This is a genomic window from Streptomyces sp. NPDC088116 (genome assembly GCF_044741745.1).
In the GTDB taxonomy this organism is placed as follows: domain Bacteria; phylum Actinomycetota; class Actinomycetes; order Streptomycetales; family Streptomycetaceae; genus Streptomyces.
The window spans coordinates 91393-113641 of the sequence record NZ_JBIUTF010000006.1 but is presented as its reverse complement, the minus strand read 5'-3'; the positions used below and the strand labels follow the sequence as shown (position 1 = coordinate 113641).

The 22249-nt window shown below is 73.1% G+C and carries 15 protein-coding genes; all 15 read left to right on the top strand.

Translation table 11 applies throughout. The annotated features are described in order from the left end of the window. The first annotated feature begins 157 nt into the window (after positions 1–157). From ACIOJD_RS24065 to ACIOJD_RS23995, 15 genes are read left to right on the top strand one after another with little or no spacing between them, the layout of a single operon-like run. A complete protein-coding gene (locus tag ACIOJD_RS24065) occupies positions 158–1624 on the top strand; it encodes a 3-phosphoshikimate 1-carboxyvinyltransferase (RefSeq protein WP_401917248.1) in 1467 nt (488 codons plus the stop codon). Next, positions 1621–2982 carry an aminotransferase class III-fold pyridoxal phosphate-dependent enzyme gene (locus ACIOJD_RS24060; RefSeq protein ID WP_401917245.1) on the top strand — a complete coding sequence of 454 codons (1362 nt, stop codon included), beginning with the start codon at positions 1621–1623 and terminating at the stop codon, positions 2980–2982. The genes ACIOJD_RS24065 and ACIOJD_RS24060 overlap by 4 nt, the downstream gene beginning before the upstream one ends. Then, complete coding sequence (locus ACIOJD_RS24055) at positions 2979–4196, top strand: Coenzyme F420 hydrogenase/dehydrogenase, beta subunit C-terminal domain (RefSeq protein ID WP_401917242.1); 1218 nt, start codon at positions 2979–2981, stop codon at positions 4194–4196. Before ACIOJD_RS24060 ends, ACIOJD_RS24055 begins: the two co-directional genes overlap by 4 nt. Further along, positions 4193–5311, top strand: coding sequence for a zinc-binding alcohol dehydrogenase (locus tag ACIOJD_RS24050; protein ID WP_401917239.1), 1119 nt, complete (start codon positions 4193–4195; stop codon positions 5309–5311). The genes ACIOJD_RS24055 and ACIOJD_RS24050 overlap by 4 nt, the downstream gene beginning before the upstream one ends. Then, on the top strand, positions 5308–7290 hold the full coding sequence (locus ACIOJD_RS24045) for a non-ribosomal peptide synthetase (protein ID WP_401917236.1): 1983 nt from the start codon (positions 5308–5310) through the stop codon (positions 7288–7290). The genes ACIOJD_RS24050 and ACIOJD_RS24045 overlap by 4 nt, the downstream gene beginning before the upstream one ends. Further along, positions 7283–12196 carry an SDR family oxidoreductase gene (locus ACIOJD_RS24040; RefSeq protein ID WP_401917233.1) on the top strand — a complete coding sequence of 1638 codons (4914 nt, stop codon included), beginning with the start codon at positions 7283–7285 and terminating at the stop codon, positions 12194–12196. The genes ACIOJD_RS24045 and ACIOJD_RS24040 overlap by 8 nt, the downstream gene beginning before the upstream one ends. Before the next feature lie 2 nt (positions 12197–12198). Continuing rightward, positions 12199–13230 (top strand): MupA/Atu3671 family FMN-dependent luciferase-like monooxygenase, encoded by a 1032-nt coding sequence (locus tag ACIOJD_RS24035; protein ID WP_401917231.1) that lies wholly within the window; start codon positions 12199–12201, stop codon positions 13228–13230. After that, positions 13227–14648, top strand: coding sequence for a condensation domain-containing protein (locus ACIOJD_RS24030; protein ID WP_401917229.1), 1422 nt, complete (start codon positions 13227–13229; stop codon positions 14646–14648). Before ACIOJD_RS24035 ends, ACIOJD_RS24030 begins: the two co-directional genes overlap by 4 nt. After that, positions 14645–15622, top strand: a complete 978-nt coding sequence (locus tag ACIOJD_RS24025; RefSeq protein WP_401917226.1) for an acyl carrier protein — start codon at positions 14645–14647, stop codon at positions 15620–15622. The genes ACIOJD_RS24030 and ACIOJD_RS24025 overlap by 4 nt, the downstream gene beginning before the upstream one ends. Further along, a complete protein-coding gene (locus ACIOJD_RS24020; RefSeq protein ID WP_401918027.1) occupies positions 15619–16191 on the top strand; it encodes a flavin reductase family protein in 573 nt (190 codons plus the stop codon). Before ACIOJD_RS24025 ends, ACIOJD_RS24020 begins: the two co-directional genes overlap by 4 nt. Then, positions 16188–17105: an acyl carrier protein gene (locus ACIOJD_RS24015; RefSeq protein WP_401917223.1), complete on the top strand. Its 918-nt coding sequence runs from the start codon at positions 16188–16190 to the stop codon at positions 17103–17105. The genes ACIOJD_RS24020 and ACIOJD_RS24015 overlap by 4 nt, the downstream gene beginning before the upstream one ends. A 6-nt stretch (positions 17106–17111) precedes the next feature. Next, positions 17112–17423: a phosphopantetheine-binding protein gene (locus tag ACIOJD_RS24010; RefSeq protein WP_401917220.1), complete on the top strand. Its 312-nt coding sequence runs from the start codon at positions 17112–17114 to the stop codon at positions 17421–17423. Further along, complete coding sequence (locus ACIOJD_RS24005) at positions 17420–18799, top strand: MFS transporter (RefSeq protein ID WP_401917218.1); 1380 nt, start codon at positions 17420–17422, stop codon at positions 18797–18799. The genes ACIOJD_RS24010 and ACIOJD_RS24005 overlap by 4 nt, the downstream gene beginning before the upstream one ends. Beyond that, positions 18796–21912, top strand: a complete 3117-nt coding sequence (locus tag ACIOJD_RS24000) for an amino acid adenylation domain-containing protein (protein ID WP_401917215.1) — start codon at positions 18796–18798, stop codon at positions 21910–21912. Before ACIOJD_RS24005 ends, ACIOJD_RS24000 begins: the two co-directional genes overlap by 4 nt. Next, positions 21909–22229, top strand: coding sequence for a hypothetical protein (locus ACIOJD_RS23995; protein ID WP_401917212.1), 321 nt, complete (start codon positions 21909–21911; stop codon positions 22227–22229). The genes ACIOJD_RS24000 and ACIOJD_RS23995 overlap by 4 nt, the downstream gene beginning before the upstream one ends. Positions 22230–22249: the final 20 nt, after the last annotated feature.

Here is a 22249-nt window from a genome sequence, read left to right as displayed (position 1 = left end):
GACCGGGGATTTCCTCCTCCTTCTTTCCCGGTGGCGGTTTCGGTGTGTTGTTCACGCCCGCCTTTACGCAAGACGTAGCGGGGAACGATGCGGCCGGCCCAATGCCGGGACCGCGTTCGCTCACAGATCTCGGGGGATCCAGGGATGGGAGCACGGTGTGCTTGAGGCCCGGAAGGACGTTCAAGAAGTCGGCCACGGAACCGGCGACGAGGCCGTCCGGGAATTCGACAGGCCGGCCACGAAGGCACCACATCTCGTGGTGGACGGTGGCCGGGAGTTACGCGACCACGGGCCACTGACCGTCGCCGTACCCGGCGACAAGTCGGTGAGTCATCGGGCACTGCTGGCCGCCCTGCTGCCCGGCGCCCCCGCCGTCCTCACGGTGCGCAACGCCAACGTGGGCGGCGCGGTACGGGCGTTACTCCCCGCCATGCGCGCCCTGGGGTTACGGGTGGACGTCGAGTGCGACACACTCACCGTGCGGCGCGGTGCCCGGCCGGTGCCGCAGCCGGTCCGTGAACATCCTGACATCGACACCTGGCCCCACAACGCGCCGTATCTCGAGACCGGCGGCTCCAGCGCCGCGGCGCGGCTGCTGATCGGGGTGCTGGCCGGGACCGGAACCCGGGCCGTGGTGGACGGGGACGAGGTGCTGCGACACCGGCCGATGGAGTGGATCGTCGACCCACTGGCCGAACTCGGGGCCGAAATAGACTACTTGGGCGACCCGGGACGCTTACCGGTACTGGTGAGGAAACCGGTGTGCAGACCCGGAGCGGTGCGGCTGTCGGTGGGCAGCGCACAGGCACGGTCCGCGGTGCTGCTCGCCGTGGCCGCGGCGGGGCTGCCGGCGACCGTGGCCCATCCCGTCCGCTCGCGCGACCACACCGAACGGATGCTCGCCGCGTTCGGTGCGGGGCTGAGCCACACCGAACACCGGATCGTCTGGAACGGCGGGCCGTACCGGGTCCCGCCCCTCATCGACGTCCCCGCCGACCCCTCACTCGCCGCCTATCCCGTCGCGGCCCATCTGATGTGGGGCGACGGCGGGGCGTTACGGGTGCCGGGTGTCTGCCTCAACCCGACCCGGCTGGGATTCTTCGAGGTGCTGCGTCGGGCCGGCGCGGATGTCGGTTACGAGGACGAGCGGTCCACCAGCGGCGGCGAGCCGATCGGGACGGTGGTGGCCAGGGGCGGGCTGGACGGCCTGGATCCGGTACGGGTCGACGACCCCGCCGTCCTGCACTCGCTGATCGACGAGGTACCGCTGCTCGCTGTGGTCGCCGCTCTCCTGCCGGGCACGTCGTGGATCGGCTGCGCCGAGGAGCTGCGCTTCAAGGAGACGGACCGGTTGACGACGACGGCGCGCATGGTCGGCGCCTTCGGCGCCCGGGTGGAGGTCGCGGCGGACGGGCTGACGGTGTCCGGAGGCGCGGCGCTGCGCGCCGGGACCGTACCGGGCTTCGAGGACCACCGCATCGCCATGGCCGCCGCGACACTCGGGACGCGTCTTCCCGGACGCACGACGGTGCTCGGCGGAGCCTGCCACCGCACGTCGTTCCCCGACTTCGCCGACGTACAACGCGCCATCGGCGCCCGGATCGCGGAGGACAGCCGGCGATGACCGAAGCGATGACCGAGGGAGTGAGCGGCGCGGTGGGCGATGTACGAAGCGATGCGCGGAGCAAGGAGAGCGGACGACGCGGCGCGGTGGAGGCACGGTCCACCGGCAGCACCCTCGGGCCGGAGTTCAGCACCGGCAGTGGCCCCTGGCTGTACACCGAGGACGGCACCGCCTGGTTCGACGGTACGGCCGGCAGCGGGGCGGCGACCCTGGGCCATCAGCACCCGGACGTCACGGCCGCGGCGGTGGCCCAGTTGAACCGCCTCACCCACACCGGCTGCAAGCTGGGTTCGGATGCCCGCAGGCGCATGATCGAGCGGATCGGCGCACTGTCCCCGTACGCGGAGCCGGCGGTGCTGCCCACCGCGACCGGTGCCGAGGCGGTGGAGTCCGCGCTGAAGATCGCGCGGGCCGCCACCGGCCACCAGGCCGTGCTGGCCTTCCGCCACGGCTACCACGGCAAGACCGCGGGGGCGCTCGCGCTGACCTGGCGGGCGGAGTTCAAGACCTACGGCGGACCGCGACCGGACCATGTCGTCACCGCGGAACTGCCCGACCCCCGGGCCGAGGACGTGGCCGGTGCGGCCGAACACTTCGCGGCCGGGCTGTTCGCCGCGCTGGACGCCGCCGATCTGCGCGGCGGCACCGCCGCCGTGGTCGTCGAACCGGTCCAGGTGACCGAGGGCGTGCTGGCCGTACCGCCGGTGATCCTGGACGAGATCGCCCGGCAGGCGCATTCCAGGGGCGCGCTGCTGGTGCTGGACGAGATCTACACGGGACTGGGCAGGGCCGGGCGGCTGTTCACCGCCGAGCTGATGACCGAGAGGCCGGACCTGACACTGCTCGGCAAGACGCTGGGCAACGGCTTCCCGGTCGCCGCGGTGGTGGGGGAGCGCGCGGTGCTCGACGCGCTGCCGCCGAGCGTGCAGACCTCGACGTTCTCCGGCCACCCCGTCGCCTGCGCGGCGGCCGCGGCCGTCGCGGAGATCGTCGTGCGGCAGGACCTGGCGGGCCGCGCACGGGCGCTGGGCGAGCGGTTGCGTACCGATCTGCTGGTGCTGGCCGCCCGCCACCCGTGGATGCGCTCCGTCCGTACGGCCGGGGCGCTGGGCGCCTTCGACTGCGTACGCGAGGGGAGCTTCGACCCGGCACTGGCGAAGGCGGTGACCGGTGGCGCGCTACGGGGGCGGCTGCTGCTGTTCGGTGGCGGCCCGGAGGGCGCCACCGTCAAGATCGTGCCGCCCGCGCTGCTGGCGGAGAGCGACTACCGCTGGATGATGGAGGCGATCACGGCGGCGGTGGCAGGGGCCGAGTCCGCGCCGGCGGGAGACGCGGCGCACGGGGGTGGCCGAATATGACCTTCCTCCAGCTGGAGAAGGACGTACTGGCACCAGGGCTGTGCGCCGTGTGCGGAGCCTGCCAACTGGCCTGCCCGGCCGGGGTGATCGGATTCGACGGGCTTCAGCCCGTGCTCACCGCCGAGTCCTGGACCGCCTCCGACTGCGGGGAGTGCACCGACTGCCTCGACGTGTGCCCGGGATCCGACCCGGGCACCCCGGCCGCCGAGGAACGGCTGTTCGGCCGCACCCGGACCCCGCAGGAACGCTGGACCGGGGTCTTCTCCGAGGTGGTCGCCGGGCACGCGCTGGACCCCGCGGTCTACGAGGCGTCCGCGAGCGGCGGCAGCCTCACCGCCCTGCTCCAGGTCGCCCTGCGGGAGTTGGGGGTGACGGCGGTGCTCTCGATGGGGCGGGACGAGGAGGAGCCCTGGCGGGCCGCCCCCGTACTGGTGCGCCACCCCGACGAACTCGCGGAAACCGCCCAGTCCACCTACCAACTCGCCCCCTATCTGGGGGAACTGCGGCAGCTCATGCTCGACGAGCCGGACGCCCTGGTCGCCATGACCGGCGTGGCCTGCCACATCCAGGCCATGCGCAAGCTCCAGGCGATGGACACCGAGGCGGGCCGCTGGGCGCGCGACCATGTGGTGCTCCTGATCGAACCCGCCTGCTCGTCCAGTACGCGCCCCGAGGGCACCGCCGCCGTGATCCGCGAACGGGCACGGGTCCCGCTGGACTCCGTGGTGCGGCTGCGTTACCGCGAGGGCGACTATCCCGGCGAGATCGCCATCCGCACGGACGACGGCGCGGATCACCGGGTGGAGTTCTGGCGCGCGGTGCGGGACTTCGCGGGAAACAAGACACACCGCTGTCTGTCCTGCGGTGACTGGATGTCCGGGCTGGCCGACGTCAGTGTCAGCGACGGCGATCCGAACATCTTCGCCGCCAGTGTGTCCGGCTCCGAACAGACCAAGTGCGGCAGGGTGTTCATCCGTACCCGGGCCGGCGCGGAGGCGGTCGCCGCGGGGGTGGACCGAAAACTGCTCAGCCATACGCCGGTGGACCTGACCGGCCTCAACCTCGGCCTCGAGCGCAAACGCAACCGGCGGGCGTCCTACGAGCGGTCCGGCGGTCCGGTGCCGCTGGGACCGATACCGGGCTATCGGGAAGAGCTGGAGATCATACCGGACGAGCGGTGGATCGCGGCTCCGGAAGAGGAGGGCGGCAAATGACGGCGGTGCACAGTGCTCCGGCGGCGCGCACGGAATCGCGGCCGGCCGGGGAAGGGTCCGAAAAGGGCTTACCGGTACGGCAGTTGGTCGCGAACGGCGCCGCCGAGCCGATCGTGGAGGAAGTACGGCGTGAGCCGCCGGGACGCGGCGAGGTGCGGCTGCGTGCCGCGTGGAGCCTGGTCAGCCCCGGCACCGAACTGCACTATCTGGACCGCAGCGCGCGGACCGGGGAACGTTTTCCCCTCGGCTACTGCTCGGCCGGAGTGGTGGACGCGGTCGGCCCGCACGTTCCCGGATACGCGCCCGGCGACCGGGTGATCGCCATGGGCTGGGGCGAGGCCGTGCACAGCGACGCGGTGACCGTCCCCTTCCGGCTCTGCCGCCGTGTCCCCGATGCCCTGGACCTGGCGGACGCGGTGGTGGCGGGCCTGGCGGCGACGGCCGTGCACGCGGTGGACCGGGCGACGCTGGAGCCCACCGACGAGGTGGCCGTCATCGGCGCGGGCATGGTCGGGCAGCTGGTCGCGCAGACCGCCGCTGCCCACGGTGTGCCGGTCACACTGGTGGACGTGCGCCCCGAACGGCTGCGTACGGCGGCGGCACTCGGGCTGGCCACGGCCGACGGCGCGAACTTCCTGGAGGAGACCTTCGAGGAGGAGCGGCCGGTGGGCGCACGCGGCGGACGGTGCGTGTTCCTGTGCGGTACGGGGGACGCGGGCGACACCATCGCAGCGGCGGCCCGCTGGGCGGGCCGGGCACCGGGCAGGCCACGACTGGTCGGCGTGGGCCGGTTCGCCGCGCACATCGACTTCAGTGTGGATCTGGGCAACCTCGACATCCGGTACGCGGCCCGCTGCGGCGCCGGATACCGGGACGCCTCGTACGCGCGCGGACTACGCGACGTCACGGCGCCGGACGGTGAGAGCACGGTCACCGAGAACCTCCAGCGAGCCCTCGACCTGATCGACTCCGGTGCCGTCCGGCCTTCCGCGATGGGGCTGCCGCGCTTTCCGCTGGAGCGGGCGGCGCAGGCGTACGCGCAGCTGCGGGAGCGGCCCGCGCACCCCGCCGTCCTCTTCGCCTACGGCCAGCCCGAGGGGAGCCCCACCTCGTGACGGACCCTGACACGACGGCGGTCGGTTTCCGGTCGGTGGTGCCTACGGTGTCCGAAGTACCCACGGGACACCGGCCGTTCCCCACCGCGCACAGCGCGGGGACACTGGTGCGCCGCTTCCTGGAGCAGGCCGCCGCCCACCCCGGACGCGAGGCCGTGGTCACTCCCGAGGTCCGTTGGACCTACCGGGAGACCGCGCGGCGCTCGGCCGGGGTCGCCGCCGCGCTGACAGCGGCGGGCCTGCGGCCCGGCGACCGGATCGGCCTGCTCTTCTCGCACGGCGCCGAGATGATCGCCGCGCTCCTCGGGGTGCTGCGGGCAGGCATGTCCTACGTACCGCTGGACGCCGCCTACCCGGAAACCCGGCTCGGTCACATGGCCGACGACGCGGGCATACGGGCGCTGGTCGCCCTCGCGGCCCACGCGCCGGCCGCCCGGCGGATCGCCGGCGCGCGGCAGGTGCTGGCGTACGAGGACCTGGTACGCACGGCCGACGCGGTCGGCGTGGGCGGGGACGGCGCGCCGCTCCTACCGGTGGATCCCGGCAGCGAGGCGTACGTTCTCTACACCTCCGGCAGCACCGGGCGGCCCAAACCCGTCACACAGATCCACCGCAATGTGCTCCACCACACCCGGGCCTGGACCGACGGGCTGGGCATCGGCCCGCTGGACCGGGTCACCCTCCAGTCCGCGTACAGCTGGGACTCCGCGGTCCAGGACACCTTCGCCGCGCTGCTCAACGGGGCCGCGCTCTATCCGGTCGACCTGAAGTCCCTGGGGATCAGCGGTCTGCTGGACTGGATGGCCGCCGAACGCGTCACGGTCTACCACTCCACGCTCCCCGTCTTCCGGGCACTGGTACGGGCCATGGAGTCGCGCGGCACCGAACTGCCCGCGATGCGCATGCTGGCGCTCGGCGGGGACACCCTGCACCTCGCCGACCTCGACGCCGCCCGGCGGGCTTTCGGGGCACACTGCCGCGTCGCCGGCGCGTACGGCTCCACCGAATGCTCCTGCGCCCTGCTGCGGGTCGCCGACCGGGACTACCAACCGCCCACCGGCGTCTTCCCGTTGGGGTTCGCGGTCGCGGAGACGGCTGTCCGGCTGGAGGACGCCGAGGGCCGCCCGGTGCCGGGGCCGGGCGAGGGCGAGATCGTCGTCGAGAGCCCCTATCTCGCACCGGGCGCGGTCCCGGACGGCCGCACCCACCGCACCGGCGACCTCGCCCGGCGGCTGGACGACGGCACGCTGCTGCTGATCGGGCGGCGCGACTTCCAGGTGAAGATCTCCGGGATCCGGGTGGAGACCGGGGAGGTGGAGAGCGCGCTGAAGGACCTGCCCCAGGTGCGCGAGGCGGTCGTGATGCCGTTCGACGACAGGCTGGGAGAGCGGCAGTTGGCCGCGTATCTGGTGGCGGCCGACGGGGGCCCACCGGAACCGCCCGCGCTACGGGCGGCGTTACGGGCCGTGCTGCCCGACCACGCCGTACCCACCGCTTTCGTGCTGCTGGACGCATTGCCGCTGACGCCCAATCACAAGATCGACCGGGCCGCGCTGCCCGACCCGTCGGCGGTAGCGGAACCGGCGCGGGCCACCGCACAGCACGGCGACGCGGGGAGCGTCGGCGCGGGGCCACTGGAGCGGGCGGTGGCCGAGGCGTGGCGCGAGGTGCTGGACGTCGGCGCCGTCGGCCTGGACGACAACTTCTTCGACCTGGGCGGCACTTCGCTGCGGGTGGCCGCCGTACACGAGAGGCTCACCCGTACCCTCGCGCCCGCGCTGCGGATGACCGACCTGTACCGCGCGCCGACCGTCCGGGGCCTGGCGCGGCTGATCGGGAGCGGCCGGCCGGACTCCGCGGCGGGTGGCGCCCGGGGAGCACGCCGCCGCAGTGCCCACGGCGCCCGCCGCGCCGCGGCCCGTACCCGCACCGCTCCCTCGTTCCCGGACAACCGCACCTCAGGAGGCACTTGTGACTGACCGTCCCTACGGCGAGACGGACGCCACGGCGGCCCCCGTCGACGCCGCCCCCGACGGCCGGATCGCGGTCGTCGGCCTGGACTGCCGGCTGCCGGGCGCCCGCGACCAGGCCGAGTTCTGGCACAACCTGCTGGCGGGCACCGAACATGTCACCGATGTGGACGAGGAGCGGCTGCGTGCCGCGGGCGTGCCACCGGAGTCGCTCGCCAACCCCCGCTACGTCCGGCGCGCCTCGGTGGTCGAGGACGCCGATCTCTTCGACGCGTCGTTCTTCTATCTCAGCGCTCGCGAGGCCGAGCGGATGGACCCGCAGCTGCGCCTCTTCCTCCAGTCCTCCTGGTCGGCCCTGGAGCACAGCGGCCATGACTCCGAGCAGTACCCCGGCCGGATCGGTGTTTTCGCGGGCGCGCTGAGCAGCACCTATCTGCTGCACAACGTGCTGACCGGGGAGCGCGGTTTCAACGGCTCGCTGCCCCGGATGCGCGAGGACCTGTCCGCGCTGATGGGCAACGACCCCAACTACCTGACCACCAGGGCCTCTTACCACCTCAACCTCACCGGGCCGAGCCTCTCGGTGCAGACCGCCTGCTCCACCTCGCTGGTCGCCGTGCACCTCGCGATGCAGAGCCTGCTGGCGCAGGAGTGCGACGCGGCACTGGCCGGCGGGGTGGCGCTGCGCTTCCCGCAGGAGGCCGGCTACGTCCACGAGAGCGACGGGATCACCTCCGCGTCCGGAACCGTACGGCCCTTCGACGCGGAAGCCGACGGCACGGTCTTCGGCAACGGTGTCGGCGTCGTCGTGCTCAAGCGACTGGAGGACGCCGTCGCCGAGGGTGACACCGTCTGGGCGGTACTGCGCGGCTCGGCGATCGGCAACGACGGCGCCGACCGCGTCGGTTACACCGCGCCGGGCGTCGCGGGCCAGGCCGACGTACTGGCCGAGGCACTCGCCGTGGCCGATGTGGACCCCGCGAGCGTCAGCTATCTGGAGGCGCACGGCACCGGCACCAGGATGGGCGACCCCATCGAGCTGGCCGCGGCGGCGCAGTCCTACCAGGTGGCGGGCGCGCCGCCGCTGACCATCGGGTCGGTCAAGGCGAACCTCGGCCATCTGAGCACGGCGGCCGGTGTCACCGGGCTGATCAAGTGTGTCCTGATGCTGCGTCACCGCACCCTGGTGCCCACCCCGCACTTCACCGGGTGGAACCCGCAGTGCGCCGTCGAGGGCACCCGCTTCCGTGTCGGTACGCGGACCGAGCCCTGGCAGTCCCCGGACGGCGGCCCACTGCGCTGTGCGATCACCTCCACGGGCATGGGCGGCACCACCGCGCACATCATCCTGGAGGAGGCCCCGGCCGCCGGTCCCGAGGCCCGGGAAAGCGCGCCCGCCTCACCGGTGGTGCTGCTGCCGGTCTCCGCCAAGTCCCCGGCCGCGCTGGAGACCGCGCGCCGGCAACTGGCCGACCACCTGGAGAAGTCCGGGCCGCAGTCGCGGTCCGAGCTGCAGGCCGCGCCCGGTGGCGCCGCCCTCGGCGACACCGCCCTGGACGACACCGCGTACACCCTCGCCACCGGCCGCCGTACCTTCAACTACCGTGCCGTGATCACCGCCCCCGACCGGGCCACGGCCGTACGCGCCCTGCGCACCGCCGACCCGCGCTTCACCCACCAGGACTCCGGGCAGCCCGCCGACCGCCCGATGGTCCTGCTCTTCCCGGGCCAGGGCGCACAGCACCCCGGCATGGGGGAGAGCTGGTACGCCCAACTCCCCGTATTCCGCGCGGTGCTGGACGAATGCGCCGACCTGCTGCGGCCGCACCTCGGCCTGGACCTGCGAGATGTCCTGCACCCCCGGTCGCGCGGATACACGGGCGAGAGCCACGACCTGAACCGCACCCGGCTGACCCAGCCCGCGCTGTTCGCGGTCGAGTACGCGCTGGCCCGGCAATGGATGGCCTGGGGCATCCGCCCCGCCGCGCTGATCGGGCACAGCGTCGGCGAGTACGTCGCAGCCACCCTGGCGGGAGTCTTTCAACTTCCCGACGCGCTACGGGTGATCGCGGAGCGCGGCCGGCTCGTCGACGCGTTGCCGGGCGGCGTGATGGCCGCGGTGATGCTCTCGCCCGAGGAGCTGACCCCGTACCTCGAAGGCGGCGAGGTCGCGCTCGCCGCCGTGAACGAGCCCGCCGTGTGCACCGTCGCCGGCACCAAGGAAAACGTCCGCGAGCTGACCACCCGGCTGAGCGCCGACGGCGTGGCGCACCGCAAGGTCGTCACCTCCCACGCCTTCCACTCGGCGACCATGGACCCCGCCGTCGGCCCGCTCACCGAGGTGCTGCGCGGCGTCGAACTGCGCCGCCCCCGGATCCCGTTCCTCTCCAACCGCACCGGTACGTGGATACGCGACGAAGAGGCGACCGACCCGGCCTACTGGGGCGGGCATCTGCGCGAGACCGTACGGTTCGCCGACAGCCTCGCCACGGTGCTCGCCGACGGCGACCACGTCTTCCTCGAAGTGGGGCCCGGCCAGACACTGGCCACCTTCACCCGCAGGCACCCCGATCGTGAGACCGGTGTACCCGTCCTCACCTCGGCGGCCCGCGGACGGGACGCCGGCGCCGACCTGACCGCGGTGACCGCGGCGCTCGGCCGGCTGTGGGCGGCCGGGCTGAGCGTGGACTGGCAGGGCTTCCACCGGGACCGGGGGCGGGCGCGAGTGCCTCTTCCCACCTACCCCTTCGAGGGGACCCGCTACTGGGTCGAGCCCGGCAGCGGACCGCTCACCGGCGCGGGCGGCGGCACGGCCGTACAGAAGCTGCCCGTGGACGAGTGGTTCTCCGCCCCGGTGTGGCGCCAGGCCGTCGGCACACTCGACGCGACCGCCGAGCCCGTCGCCGATCCCGTACTGCTGTTCGCGGACGCGCGGGGAACCGCCGCGCGGCTGGCCGGGCACGCCTTCGCGGGCGAGGTGCTCACCGTGACCGTGGGCACCGCCTACGGACGCGACGGCGACACCTGGACGCTACGGCCGGACTCCGAGGAGGACCACACCCGGCTCATCGGGGACCTGCTCGCCGAGGACCGGCTGCCGGACCGCGTGGTGCACGCCTGGTCCACCGAACCGCTGCCCGACGGGCGCGGAAAGGAACGCTTCGAACTGGCCCAGCGAAACGGCCTCTACAGCCTGATCGCACTGGTCAAGGCGGTCAGCGAGCACGGTGTCACCCGACCGCTGTACCTCGACATCGTCAGCGCGGGCGCCTACGCCATCAGCCCGGCCGAGCCCGAGCCGGCCGCCGAACTGGTCTCCCTCGCCGTCGCCGCCCGGGTCATCGGCCAGGAACACGGCAACATCGGCTCCCGGCACTTCGACCTCCCCGCGACCCCGGACGACCGGTCGCTGCGCACCCAGGCCACCGAACTGGCCGGGGTGCGCCGCCCCGAGATCGCCACCACGCTGCGCGGCGCCACCCGCTGGATCTCCGACATGGAACCCGTACGCGCCGACTGGACCGCCAAGGCCGCCTCCCGCCTGCGCGACGGGGGCGTCTACCTGATCACCGGCGGACTGGGCGAGATCGGCTCCACCGTCGCCCGCTGGCTGCGCCGCGAGTGCCCCGGCGCCCGGCTGGCGCTGCTCACCCGCGATCCGCTGCCGCCGCGTGAGAGCTGGGACGCGTGGCTGGCCGAGCACGAGGAGGACGACGGGACGTCGCTGCGTATCAACCGGCTGCGGGCCCTGGCGGCCGACGGCGCCGAGCCGTTCCTCGTGCACGCCGATGTGGCCGACGAGGACGCGCTGCGAGCGGCGGTGGAGCGGGTCACCGCGCATTTCGGCGCGCTGGACGGTGTGGTGCACGCGGCCGGACTGCCCAGCGAGCAGTGGGACCGGGCGATCACCGCGGCCAGTGTCGAGCAGTGCCAGTGGCACTTCGCGCCCAAGGCACACGGCCAGATCGCGCTGGAGCGGGTCCTCGCCGACAACCCGGTGGACTTCTGCCTGCTGCTTTCCTCGCTGGCCGGAGTGCTCGGCGGACTGCGCCTCCTCGGATACGGCGCCGCCAACCACTTCATGGACGCCGCCGCCGAACGCGCCAACCGCGGCCTGGACCGTACGGTGTGGATCAGCGCGGCCTGGGATGTCTGGCAGCACCACCAGGACGAGAAGCGGGCGATCTCCGCGATCGGCCGGAGCATGGACGACAAGGCGATCCAGCCCGAGGAGGGCCTGGAGGCCATCCGCCGGCTGCTGACGCTGCGGGACGTCTCTCATGTGGCGGTCTCCACCTGGGACATCGGGCACCGGCTCGACCAGTGGGTGCGCGACGAGCGGATCGCGCGGCCGACGACGGGCGTCACGGCGGCCGGGGACACCGGTGACGGTACGGGGGACGACGGGGCGGGTGAGCTGACCGACCAGATCCTGCGGCTGGTGCGCGGGGCGCTGGGCAGCGACGAAATCCCCCTGGACGGTGACATCTTCGAGTTCGGTGGCGACTCGCTGCTGATCGTGCGGCTGCTGTCGAGTCTCCGCGAGCAGTTCTCGGCCGAGGTGCCGCTCGCCGACGTACTCGGGGCGCCGACGCCACGGGCGCTGGCCGGTTTCGTACAGGAGCGGATCGACTCCCGTACGCGGGCCGGGGCGGCGGCGGTCGGCGCCGCGACCGGAACCGGGGCGCTTGCGGACGCGGAGTCCGGCGGCGACGACGACATCGAGTCCCTGGCCGCCGAGTTGTCCGGGCTCGGACCGCAAGAGATCGAACGGCTGCTGGCCGAGGCCCAACAGGCGACGGACCGACGCGGAAGTGACCGGGGCACAACGGACCGGCAGACGACGGACCGGCAAGGAACCGTCAAGCGGGCAACAGCCCAACAGGCAACAGACCGGCAGGAACAGGAGCGCTGACCGTGGACTTCAGCCTGATCTTCTTCTCCGGCGACGAGAAGAACAAGTACCGGTTCGTGCTCGACGCGGCCCGCTACGCGGACGAGAACGGCTTCACCGCGATCTGGACCCCGGAACGGCACTTCCACCGTTTCGGCGGTCTCTACCCCAACCCCTCGGTGCTGGGCGCCGGTCTGGCGATGGCGACCCAGCGCCTGCAGATCCGGGCGGGCAGTGTCATCCTGCCGCTGCACAGCCCGATCCGGGTGGCCGAGGAATGGGCGGTGGTCGACAACCTCTCGCGCGGCCGCGCCGGTATCGCGCTCGCCACCGGCTTCAGCCCGCTGGACTTCGCCATCAAACCGGACGGCTGGCAGGACCGCAGACAGCGCACCTTCGAGGCGGTCACCACCATCCGCGAGCTGTGGGAGGGCGCTCCGGTCTACGTCCAGGACGGCCTGGGCAACCACGTCGAGGTGGAGCTGCACCCGCAGCCCGTACAGCCCGAACTCCCCATCTGGCTCACCTGCACCAAGAGCCCGGAGACCTTCGAGACGGCCGGGCGGCTCGGCTGCAATGTGCTGACCGCGCTCATCGACATGACCAACGAGGAACTGGGGGAGAAGCTCGCCCTCTACTACAAGACCCTCGAGGAGTACGGGCACGACCCCGAGAACACCACGGTCACGCTGATGCTGCACACCTTCATCGGCACGGACCTTCAGGAGGTACGGGAGACCGTCCAGGCCCCCTTCAGCGACTATCTGCGGTCCTTCTTCACCGTCATCGACTCGCAGAAGAAGAACCTCGCGCCGGGCGCCGGAGTACGGGACATCTCGGCCGGCGACCAGGACGAGCTGATCAAGTTCGCCTTCGACAAGTACTTCGAGAAAGGGGCACTGCTCGGTACCCCGGACTCCTGCGTGAAGGTCGTCGACCGGTTCAAGGGCATGGGGGTCGACGAGATCGCCTGCCTGATCGACTTCGGCGTCGACGAAGACCTCGTCGTACAGAGTCTCAGCCACCTCAACGAACTCCGGAGGCGCTACGCGTGACCGCCGACCTCGTGGCCCGTCTCGCCGCGCTCACCCCCGAGCAGCGGGCCCTGATACGTGAACGCATTCCGCGAGTGCCGGGTGGACAAGGCCGACTGACGCCTGGTCAGCTACGGCTGTGGGAGACACGCCGGTGGGTGGCCGACCGCCCGGTGGACGTGGTCTGCCAGGTGGTCCGCCTCACCGGCGCTCCCGTCGACCTCGACCTGCTCGCCGAACGGGTACTCGGCTTCGTACAGGCGCATGAGGCGTTGCGGACGACCTTCGAGAGCGACGGAGACAGGACCGGGGACGGGACCGGGGCTGTGGCCGGTGTCCGCCCGGTGGTGCACGCGCAGCTGCCGCCCCGGGTGGTGCGCACCCGCTGCGCGGGGGCCGACGAGGCACACGCCCTCGCCCGCGAACTGGCCGCCGAACCGTTCGATCTGGCGAACGGCCCGCTCCTGCGGGTCGGGCTCGCGGAGGGAACGGCGGCCGGCGGAGCGCCGGAGGGTGGCGCGGCCGGCGAGGCGTGGCTGCTGGTCGTGGTGCACAACCTCGTCTTCGACGCCTGGTCGTTCGAGTTGCTGCTGGACGAGCTGGCCCGGCCCGCGGACACCGGGCCGGTCGCCGCGCCCGCCTTCGGCGGCTTCGCGCACGAACAGCGGCGTTGGCTGGAGAGCGATGCGGGCCGGGCGGCGGCCGCGTACTGGACGTCCGAGGTCGCCGAGGCCCCGCCGCCCCTGCCCACCGACCGGCCGCGCGGTTCCGGTACCGGCCGCAGGGGCGCCCGGGTGGAGTTCACACTCTCCCGCGCGGTCGCCGACGGGATCGCCGCCGCCGCGCAGCGCGAGGCGGCCACCGCGTACACCGGCTGGCTGGCCGTCGCCTGGGCCGCGCTCGCCGAGTACGGAGGCCGCGACGACGTGCTGCTCGGCACGTTCACGGCGGGCCGGGACCGGCCCGGCACCACCGATGTCGTCGGCTATCTCCTCAACGTGCTGCCGGTGCGGCTGCGCGACGCGGGCGACGGTTCGCACGCCGCGCGTACCCGGGCGGCCCGCACGGTGACCAGGGCCGGGCTCGCCCACGCCTCCTACCCCGGCGAGCTGATCGCCGGGCGGCGCCGGGTGCCGGGCACCCATCCGCTGCTGGACGCCGTCTTCGTATTCGACAACCTGGGGGAGGGCGGCCGGGAGATCCAGGGCGCCCGCGCGCACACCGACGACCTGGACAAGGGCACCGCGCGCTACGACCTGACGCTGGCCGTCTATCCGGGTCCGGACGGTGCCCAGGGCTGGCTGGAGTACGACACGGACCTGTACGACGAGGCCACCGTACGGCGGATCGCCGAGCGGTTCACCGCGCTCGCCGGGAAGGCCGCGGAAGCCGGAACGACAGCGGAAGCCGGGAAGGCCGTGGAAGGGGGACAGGGATGATCACCGCGCGGCTCTGCGCCCCGGCCTACGAGCTGGGCGAGTACACCGACTCCGTGGCCGAGCTGCCGGAACTCCTGGCCGACCCCGCGATCGCCGCCGAACTGACCTCCCCGGCGGCCGGGTTCGACACCTACCGCTGGTCGGACGCGCCGGTCGTGGAGCTGATGACCGTCGCCGTCCAGCGCACCCTGGGCGACGCGGGAGTCACGGGTGACGAGGTCGACCTGGTGCTGCTGGCCACCGACTCGCTGCCGCGCGACCGCTCGGCGCACCGCGATGTCGCCGAACTCCTCACCGAGGCGGGGCTGACCCGGGCCACGGCGAGCACCCTCGGCCTGATGGACTGCGCCACCGCCATGGCGGCCGTGGGCACCGCGGCCTCCCTCGTCAGGGACGGCAGCGCACGCCATGTGCTGGTGGTCTCCGGCGATCTGGCCGACCACGCCACCGGCGGCGAGCGCGTCGTCGCGGGCGGCGCGGCCATCGCCAGTGACGCGGCGGCCGCCGCGCTGGTGTCGGCCACGGCGGCCGGCCTGCCGGTGCTGGGCATGGCCCACCACAGCTCGCCCGGGATCGGCAACGGGGGCGGTGCGAGGCGGGAGTTGGCCTCACGGGTCGACGCGCACCGCGAGCTGTTCGCCCGCCTCGCGGCGCACCACCCGTTCCGGCCCGAGGACGTACACGCGGTACTGCCCAGCAACTTCGCCCGCAACGTGCTGGAGATCTATCTCTCCGACGTCGGCTACGGCGGTGACAAGCTCGCGCTGGGCAATGTGGGGCGGATCGCGCACTGCCTGGGCAGCGATCCGCTGATCAACCTCGCCGACCGGCTCGCCGAGGCGAAGTCCGCCGGTACGTCCACGCAGGACGCGGCCGACGGCCACCTGGTGCTGCTCGGCGCGGGGATCTCCCATCTCGCGGCCGTACTGCTGGGCGCGAGGGCCCTGCCCGAGGTGCCGGAGGGAGCCTTCTGAGCGCCGGGGCCGCAGCCGGAACCGCGGCCGGGGCCGCTGCCGAGGCCACTGCCGGTCCGGTCACCGCCGACGCGCTCCGCGCCGTCGCCCGCTGCCTGCCCACCGGCGTCACCGTCGTCACCGGCGGACAGGGCGAGGACGTGCACGGCATGACCGTGAACTCCTTCGGCACGCTGTCGCTCGCGCCGCCCCTGGTGTCCTTCTCCTTGGGCGCGGGCGCCCGTATCAGAGCACTGATCGAGCGGTACGGCGGCTTCGTGGTCAACGTACTGGCGGCCGAACAGGCTTCGCTGGCAAGGAAGTTCGCCGACCCCGACCGTCCGGTGGGCCTCGACGGGTTCGCCGGGGTGGAGACCGGCCGGACGTCTCCGTACGGAGGGCTGCGCCTGCCCGGTTCGCTGGCCCACTTCACCTGTGATTCCGCCCGGTTCCTCGCCGTGGGTGACCATGTGATCGTGGTCGGCTCGGTGCGGGAGTGCGCGACGATGCGGCAGGCGCCGCCCCTGGTCTTCGAGGGCGGCGCGTTCCGTACGACCGTGGAGCCGGCGCCGACGGAGAGGGCGCGATGAGCACCGCCTACCTGAACGGCTGCGGCGCGGCCCTGGGAGCCCGGCGCCTGAAGGTGGCCGAACTGCCGGAGTACACACAGGAATTGCCCCGCCCCGGGGCCTCCTTCGACGAGTACCGTCTCGCCGAAGGCGACATCCTGGACCTGCTGCGCCCGGCCATGGAAGCCGCGCTGGACGCCGCCGGTACCGACCCGGCGGCGGTCGACATCGTGCTGTTCGCCACCGAGTCGCTGCCCAGGGGTGAGGCGTCCCAGGCCGCCGTCGCGGGGCTGCTCGGTGACCTGGGGATGCGCGGCGCCTACCCGATGACGCTCGGCTTCGCCGACTGCTCCACTGCCACCACCGCCCTGAACACGGCTGCCTCGTTGGTGAGTTCGGGATCGGCCGGGGTGGTGGCCGTGGTCTCGGGTGACCTGGTGAGTACGGCGCAGCCGGGCAGCCGGGTCATCCTCGGCGGCTCGGCGATCGCGAGTGACGGAGCCGCCGCGGCCGTCGTGTCGGCGCGGCGGAGCGGGTGGGAGATTCTCGGCGGCGCCCGCCGCGTGTCGTACGACCTCTTCGGCCCCGGCCCGGCCGGCCGGCAGCTCAAGGCTCAACTGGGCCTGTATCAGGACCTGTTCGGGGATCTATGGTCGGCGACCGGACTGACGCCGGGCGAGGTGGACGCGGTGCTGCCCAGCAATCTCGCGGCCGACACCCTGCGGGTCTTCCTGGGCGAGGCCGGCTTCGCGGCCTCTCAGCTGTACCAGGACAACGTGGGGCGCGTCGCGCACTGTCTGGGCAGCGATCCGCTGATCAATCTCATCGACCGTACGGAGTCCGCGACCACGCGGTCGGCGTACCCCGTTGTCGTTCTGCTGGGATCAAGTGCGGCGCATCTCGCCGCAGTTCTGCTACATGCCGTGGAGGGCTGAGCCATCATGTCGTCGGTGGACGAGAGAGTCGCCTCGATCTGGCGGGAGATCCTGGACCTGGCCCCGGGTGCCGCTGCCCTGGAACCGGGTGCGGGCCCGGGGGCCGGTGGCGCGCTCGGCGCCGAGGACGACTTCTTCGCGCTGGGCGGTACGTCCATGCAGGCCATGGCCCTGGTGCAGCGGCTGCGCGAGGAGTTCGGGGTCTCGGTGGGGCTCGGCGCGCTGCTGGACGATGCCTCGCTGGGCGCGGTGAGCGCCGCGGTCACGGCGGCCGGAGGCGGCCCGGCGGCCGGACCCGGGGGAGCCGGCCGGTCGTGAACATCCAGTCCGTGGCCGCCCTGCGCAAGCTGCCACCGCGTACGCGAGCGGTGATGGGCGCCAACCTGATCAGCGCGGTGGGCACCGGCCTGGTGCAGCCGTTCCTCGTCCTGTACCTGACCCAGGTACGCGGGCTGTCCGTGGGCACCGCCACCGCCATCATCTCGGTGATCGCGGCGGCGTCCCTGGTCGGCGGACCGCTGGCGGGGCGGCTCGCCGACGGTTTCGGCGTACGCGGTACGGCCGCCGCCGCCATGACGAGCGCCGCCGTGGGTACGGCCGGATTCGCCCTGGTCACCGAGGTGTGGGGCGCCGTCCTGGCGGGGCTGGCCTACGGGCTGGCACATGGCGCGATGCTCTCCGTATGGAACATCGTCATCGCCGAAAGGACCGACGGCGAGACTCGCTCCACGGCCTTCGGGCTGCAATTCGTCGCGCTCAACGCCGGGGTGGGACTCGGCGGCGTGCTGGGCGGGATCTTCGCGTCGACCGCGGACCCCGGCCGTTTCCAGCTGCTGTACGTCTGCGACGGGCTGTCCTTCCTGGTGGCCGGGGCGGTGCTCGTCCTGGCGATCGGCCGGCAGCGGGATCCCGTCGCGGCGGGCAAGGGCAGCGCGCGCGCTTCCGCCACCGGTCATCGTGGCTACGGGGTGGTCCTGCGCGACCCGGGCCTGCTCAAGGTCCTCGCCCTCACCGTCGCTCTCATGGTGGTCGGGTACGGGCAGTTGGAGTCCAGCATCCCGGGGCTGGTCGCGGTACGGGGCATGGACGCCCGGATCATGGCATGGGCGTTCGTGGCCAACACCTGCTGCATCGTGCTGATCCAGTTCGCCGCGATCACCCGGATCTCCCGGGCCCGGCCCGCCGCGCTCCTCGCCGTCACGGCGGCCACCTGGGCCGGGTGCTGGCTGTTGCTCCTGCTGGCGACGGTGAGTGAGCGTACGGCGCTCGAAGCCGGCCTGGTGATCGGCGCGTTGGCGGTCTTCGCCGTCGGCGAGGCGCTGCTCGCCGTGGCGCTGCCCACGCTGGTCAACAATCTGGCGCACGACGCGGTACGCGGACGGTACAACGGCGCCTACTCCGCGGCCATGTCCGCCGGCCTGGTCATGGGCCCGCTGCTGGGCGGCCGACTGCTCGCCGACGGCCACGCCTGGCCGCTGGCGGTGGTTCTGGGCCTGGGCGCTCTGGCCTGCGTCCCCGGCGCGCTGCTGCTGGGCCGTCAGCTGCCGGAAGCGCGAAGGGTGGTGCGGGTGTCGGGGAACGGGTACGACCCTGGGCACGAAAAAGCAGCCGATGCCGGGAACGAAGAAGCATCGGGAGAATCGCCAGAGGCACACGACCAGCCGGGGCGGCTGGAGTCCGGAGGGGTGCGATGACGGATGGGTACGACCCGGAAGACGGCCGGGGTGTCATTCACGAGATCTTCCGGCGCCGGGCGACGGAGCGCCCGGACGCCCTCGCGCTGATCCACCGGGACACCGTCGTGGACTACCGGACGCTGGACCGCGCCTCGGACGCCTTCGCCGCCGAGCTGGCCCGGTCCGGCGTGCGCTCCGGTGACCTCGTGCCGGTGCTGATGCCGCGGTCACCGCGGTTCGTGGCGACCGTGCTCGCGGTGCTCAAACTGGGCGCCGCCTACGCGGCGATGGACCCGCGCTGGCCCCGCCCCAGGGTGGCCGAGCTGGCGGAGCTGACCGACGCGCCCCTGATCGCCGCCGCCCCGGAGCACGCGGCGGGCTGGTCACGACCGGTGTGGGTGCCCGAGGGCGATCTCATACGGGCGGCGGCGGCGCCCGCCACGGTCCTCGACGCCCCGCGCGTCCGGGAGGCGGACACCTGCTGTGTCTTCTTCACCTCGGGCAGCACCGGCCGCCCCAAGGGGGTGCTGTCCCCGCACGCCGGTACGGTACGGCTGTTCACCCCGGCCCGCTTCGTCGACATCGGCACCGGCACGGTCATGCCGCAGGCCGCCCCGCTGCCGTGGGACGCCGCGTCGCTGGAACTGTGGTCGGTGCTGCTGGGCGGCGGCACCAGCGTGCTGATCGACGAGCCCTACCTGACCGCGGACGGCCTGCGCACCCTGGTCCGCGAAGCGGGGGTGAACACCCTCTGGCTCACCGCCTCGGTCTTCAACCTGCTCGTGGAGGAGGACCTGGGCTGTTTCGACGGCGTACGGCAGCTGATGGCCGGAGGCGAACGGCTGTCCCCCGCGCACGTCCGCCGATTCGTCCGCGCGCACCCCGGAACCGCCCTGGTGAACGGCTACGGCCCCGTCGAGAGCACGGTCTTCACCACAACACACCGGATCACCTCCGACGACCTCACGGCCGGCGGGGAGATCCCCCTGGGCCGCCCCGTGCCCCGTACCGAAGTATTCGTCCTGGACGGGGAGTCGCGGCCGTGTCCGCCAGGTGTGACCGGCGAGATCTGTGTCGCGGGCGCCGGCCTGGCCAACGGCTATCTGGCGCATCCGGAGCAGACCGCGAAGAGCTTCACGGAGATCGATATCGGGGGCCCGCGCCGGATCTACCGCACCGGCGACCTCGGTCACCTCTCCGCCGACGGGGTGCTGCACTACGCGGGCCGCGACGACCGCCAGGTCAAGGTGCGCGGACACCGTATCGAGCCGGGCGAGGTGGAGGCCCGGGTGGCCGAGCTGCCGGGGATTCGCGGGTGCGCCGTCATCCCCCTGATGGAGGACGGCGGTTGTGTCGGGCTGGCCGCCGCGTACACCGTCGTGGACGGGGAGACGGTGAGCGAGCGGACCGTGCGCGATGCGCTGGCGAAGCGGCTGCCGGACTACCTGGTGCCCAGAGTGCTCGCCGCCGTCGACGCGTTCCCGCTGACGGACAACGGCAAGCTGGACACCGGTGCGCTGCTGGACCTGGTGAAGCGGCGGACCGGCGCACGGCACCGGACCGGTCACACCACAGAGCCCGGCACCGGGCCCGGCGCCGGCTCGGTGCTGAGCGAGGTGGCGCGCGCCTTCGCCGAGACCCTGCGCACGGATCGCACGGTTCCGTACGACACCTCCTTCTTCGAACTCGGTGGCGACTCGCTGGACGGCGCCCGCCTGTGCGTACGGATCGGCGCGCGCACCGGAGTCCCCGTCCCGGCCTCCGTGTTCGTCGCGGGCCCGACCGTGCGGAAGCTGGCGCACTGGATCGAGAGCCGGACGGCGGCGGACAGGGCCCGCGCCGCCGAGGCCGCGCCGCTGTCCGGCGAGCCGCTGCCGCTGCTGCCCACCCAGAGCGGATTCCTGTACGCACAACAGCTCGACCCCGCCGACACCTCGGCCCACTGCGAGCTGGTCTGGCGCGTGACCGGAGACTTCGTCCCGGATGCCTTCCGGGCCGCGACGCAGGATGTGCACCGCCGCCACCAGTCGCTGCACGTCCGTTACGTCTTCGACCGGCGCCCCGTCGCGCAGCTGGACGGGCGGCCCGGTCCCGTGGACGTACGGGAACTGGACCCGGCGGCCGGCCGGGACGAAGCCCTGACGGCGCTGCGTCAGGCGCTCGGACAGCCGCTGGACATCGGGTCGGGCGCCAACTGGCGTTGTGTCATCGCGCCGTTGGCATCGGGCGGCGAATGGCTGCTGGGCATCGTCGCCCACCACATCGCCTTCGACGGCAACTCGGTACGGCCGCTGGCCGAGGACCTCACCGCCGCCTACGCCGCCCGCCTCCGGGGACGGCCCACGGACGCCGGTCCCCCCGCGCCGCTGGCGGCAGTCCTCGCGGCCTGTCGCGCGCAGGTGGACGACGCCGGACTGGAGAAACACCGCGCGTTCTGGGCCGAGGAACTGACCGGCGTACCGCCGCTCACCGTGCCGGGCCCGGACGGCGGCGCGGCGTCCCCGCACGCCTTCCGGATCTCCGCCGCGGACTGGAGCGCGCTGGAGACACGCGCCCACCGCTGGGGCAGCACCCGCTTCGCGGTGACGCTGGCGGCCTACGCCGAAGCGCTCGCCGTGGTGACCGGGGACCGGGATCTGGCGATCGGCGCGCCGATCGCCAAGCGGTACCACCCGGACACCGCCGACGCCGTCGGCTGCCTCATCGACGTCGTCTGTTTCCGTACGCGCCCGGCCGGCGACGGCACGACGGATTCCCTGCCCGCGCTCCTGGACGGCGTGCACGCGGCGCTGGCCGCCCAGGACGTACCGTTCGAGGACGTCGTACGGCTCGCGGCCGACCCCGCGCGCGACCGTTCCCGACATCCGCTCTTCCAGACGCTGTTCGCGCTACAGAGCGGCCCCCCGCAACACGCCCTGGCGCTCGAAGGCTGCACGGCCGACTTCGTACGACCCTGGACAGCGCACGCCCTGCACGAACTGGAGGCGGAGATATGGCCGCGGACCGACGGCGGCGCGGAGGTCGTTCTCGGGCACCGGCCGCAGAGCACCTCCTCCTCGTTCGTGGCGGAGGTCGCCTCGGTCTATCGCCGGCTGCTGCGGGACCTGGCCGCCGGGACGGAGCTGACATGAGCGAACGCCCGGCGCAGGCACGGCGGGAAGCCGCCCACCAGGACGTGGAACAACACCGCGAACGTCTGCGGGAGCTGGACAGCGACATCATCCGGCTGATCGGGCTGCGCCTGCGCGAGGACCGGCGCCTACAGCGCGCACGGCGCGCGGCCGGTCGCGCGAGCACGGACCTGGCGCGGGAGAACGCCGTACTGCGCGGCTACCTGGACGCCCTGGGGCCGTCCGGCGCCCAGCTGGCCCTGCTCCTGATCGGTATGGCCCGCAGCCCGGATCCGGCCTCCGGCGGCCAGGACGAGCGTCCGTCGCCCGAACTCTGACATCCCGCCCCGATACCGGA